At 73.0% G+C, this 3,656-nt stretch carries 2 protein-coding genes; both read left to right on the forward strand.

The features are described from left to right. Window positions 1–1,911: condensation domain-containing protein (locus tag NGF19_RS30165; RefSeq protein ID WP_252429100.1), on the forward strand; the 1,911-nt coding region annotated here is incomplete at its 5' end. Window positions 1,912–1,982: 71 nt separating this feature from the next. Further along, a partial coding sequence (locus NGF19_RS30170; RefSeq protein ID WP_289738504.1) for a type I polyketide synthase occupies window positions 1,983–3,656 on the forward strand: 1,674 nt, incomplete at its 3' end.

Below are 3,656 nucleotides of genomic sequence, written 5' to 3' on the forward strand. Positions count from 1 at the left end.
ATCCGGGGCTTCCGGGTCGAGCCGGGCGAGGTCGAGTCCGCCCTGCGACGCCACCCGTCGGTCGCCCAAGCGGCCGTCGTGGCCCGGGAGGACGGGCCGTGTCACCGGCGGCTGGTCGCCTACGTCATCCCTCACGACGGCGCGTGGCCCGACCCGGACGCCCTGCGAGCCCATCTGGCGGACAGCCTGCCCGACTACCTGGTGCCGTCCGCCTTCGTCGTTCTGACCGCGTTCCCGCTCACCTCCACCGGCAAGATCGACCGTGGCGCGCTGCCGGCGCCGGTCTTCGCGGCGGCCGGCGCGGACTACGCCGCCCCGGAAACCGTCCAGCAGCAGGCCGTGTGTGACGCCTTCGCCGACGTGTTCGGCGCCGAGCAGATCGGTGTCGACGACGACTTCTTCGACCTCGGCGGGCACTCGCTGCTCGCCACCAGAGTGGCGGCCCGCATCGAAGCCGCGACGGGCGTCCCGGTGCCGCTGGTGGACCTGTTCCGGCTGCGCACCCCGCGGAGCCTGGCGACCATCCTGCGCCCGGCCGGTGGCCCGGACGCCTCGGCCCGGCCCGCGCTGCTGCCCGTCGCGCGGGATACCGCTCCCCCGCTCTCCTTCGCGCAGGAGGGGTACTGGGCGCTCGCGAGCGCCCACCCCGACAGCCACCTGTGGAACGTGCCCTTCGTCATGCGGGCCCGCGGGCCGCTCGACCTCGACGCCCTGGGCCGGTCCGTGTCCGCGCTGATCAGCAGGCACGAGGCACTGCGGACCACGATCGCCGTGGACGGCGGCGAACCGGTTCAGCATGTCCGGCCCGCAGAGCCGGTGGTGCTGAGCGCGGTGCCCGTGCCCGGCGCGACGCCCGCCGAACGGGAGTCCGCGGCACGTGAGCTGATCGCCGAGGCGGCGAGCCGCCCGTTCGACCTGATCGACGGCCCGATCGTGCGGGTCAGCGTGTTGCGCCTCGACCCGCAGGACCACGTCATCGCCCTGATCACCCATCACATGGCCACCGACGCCTGGTCGCAGGACGTGCTCTGGCACGAGATCTCCGGCGGCTACGCGGCCGAGCTGACCGGAGGCGACCCGCGGCTGCCCGAACTGCCGGTGCAGTACGCCGACTTCGCCGTCTGGCAGCGCGAGTGGCTGACCGGGGACGCGCTGCGCGAGCAGTGGGAATACTGGGACCGGCGACTGGAGGGCTGCCCGACACCCGCCGACCTGCCCACCGACCGGTCCCGCACCGATCACCCCGACCCCGAGGGCGGCTCGGTGAGCCTGGCCCTCGGGGCGGACCTGGTCCGCGCGGCCCGGGAACGGGGCGCCGAGGCCGACGCGACGCTGTACATGATCCTGCTCGCCGCCTTCGCCGTCGTCCTGGCCGACGAGACCGGACAGTACGACGTCGTGGTCGGCTCCCCGGTCGCCGGCCGCACCCGGGCCGAACTGGAGAACCTGGTCGGCGGCTTCGCGAACATGCTGGTCCTGCGCACCGACGTGTCCGGCGACCCCACGTTCCGCGAGGTCCTGGCCCGTACCCGGGAGACGGCGACCGGCGCGTTCGCCCGTCAGGACATGCCCTTCCACCTGCTCGCGGATCGCTTCGGTGACGAACGGCACGGCCTGGTTCAGATCATGTTCCAGCTGGTCGGCACGCCGCACGGCCGACCGTCGCTGGCCGGCACCCGGCTGGAGCCCTTCGACCACGGACGGGTGTCGGTGCGGATGGACCTGGAAGTGACGCTCATGGAGAACGGTGACGACGTGACGGCCCATGCGCTGTTCCGCCGGTCGCTGTTCGACCAGGCCACGGTCGAACGCCTGCTGGGCCGGCTGACCACCACGCTGGAGGCCCTGCTGGCCGACCCCGACCAGCGCGTCTCCAGCGCGCTGCGGGACCGCCCGGGCGGTACGCGATGAAGGCACCGGGAATGCAGCACGCACCACAGGGGACATCGGGGACGTCGAGGACACGGGGGACAGACACGACCATGCCGACCCACCAGCCCGCCCAGCACGCCGTCGCCGTCATCGGCATCTCCTGCAGGCTGCCGGGGGCACCGGACCCCGAGGCCTTCTGGACGCTGCTGCGCGAGGGGCGCAGCGGCATCGGCACCTCGGGCCGCTGGGGAACGCCAGAGCGGGGCGGATTCCTCGACGCCGTCGACGGGTTCGACGCGTCGTACTTCGGCATCTCCCCGCGCGAGGCGGCGGCGATGGACCCCCGGCAGCGGCTGGTCCTGGAGCTGGGCGTCGAGGCGGTGGAGGACGCCGGCATCCCGCTCGCCCACCTACGGGGTACCGACGCCGGCGTGTTCGTGGGGGCGATCTGGGACGACTACACGACCCTCACCCACACCTTCGGCGCGGACGCGATCACCCGGCACACCATGACCGGCCTGCACCGCGGCATCATCGCCAACCGCCTCTCGTACGCCCTGGGCCTGCGCGGCCCCAGCCTGACCGTCGACACCGGGCAGTCCTCGTCGCTGGTGGCCGTCCACCTCGCGTGCGAGAGCCTGCGCAAGGGTGAGTCGACGGTGGCGCTCGCGGCCGGTGTAAACCTGATGATCGTCCCGGACAGTACCCGTACGGCGGCGGCTTTCGGCGGCCTGTCACCGGACGGGCAGTCCTACGTCTTCGACGCGCGCGCCAACGGATTCGTCCGCGGGGAGGGCGGCTGTGTGGTGCTGCTCAAGCCGCTGGCGGCGGCGATCGCCGACGGCGACCCGGTCTACTGTGTGATCCGCGGCAGCGCGGTGAACAACGACGGGGCCACCGACGGCCTCACGGTGCCGAGCGCGGCGGCCCAGGCCGACGTGGTGCGGGCCGCCCAGCGCCGGGCCGGGGTGGCCGCCGGGGAAGTCCAGTACATCGAGCTGCACGGCACCGGCACCGTGGTCGGCGACCCGATCGAGGCCTCCGGCCTGGGCTCGGTCATCGGCTCCGGGCGCGCACCCGAGCGGCCGATGGTCGTCGGCTCCGTGAAGACCAACATCGGCCATCTGGAGGGCGCCGCCGGTATCGCCGGGCTGGTGAAGACGGCGCTGGCGATCCGGCACCGAGAGATCCCGGCGAGCCTCAACTTCCGCACGCCCAACCCCGCCATCCCACTCGACGAACTCGGGCTGACGGTGCGGCAGAAGCTCGGCCCCTGGCCGGATGACACGCGACCGCTGCACGCGGGGGTGAGCTCCTTCGGCATGGGCGGGACCAACTGCCACGTGGTGGTGTCGGAACCGCCCACCCGGCCGTCATCGGCTCCGCAAGCGCCCACCGACCACGCCGTCCCGGTCCTGATCTCCGGGCGGACGCCGCGCGCGCTGCCGGCGCAGGCCGAACGGCTGCGGTCGTACCTGACCGGCCGGCCCGACCTCCGCCCCATCGACGTCGGCTTCTCCCTGGCCGCCACCCGTACCGTGCACGAGCACCGCTGCTTCCTGCTCGCCGCAGACCGGGACGCGCTCCTCGACGGGCTCGACGGCGTCGCGGACGGCCGTATCGATCCCGCGCTGATCTCGGGTTCGGGTACGACGGGAGAGCACCGACCGCTTGGCTTCCTGTTCGCTGGTCAGGGTGCGCAGCGGGTTGGTATGGGTCGTGGGTTGTATGAGCGGTTCCCGGTGTTTGCGCGGGCGTTGGATGAGGTGTTGGAGTGTCTGGGT

Source organism: Streptomyces macrolidinus (assembly GCF_023887685.1).
In the GTDB taxonomy this organism is placed as follows: Bacteria; Actinomycetota; Actinomycetes; order Streptomycetales; family Streptomycetaceae; genus Streptomyces; species Streptomyces macrolidinus.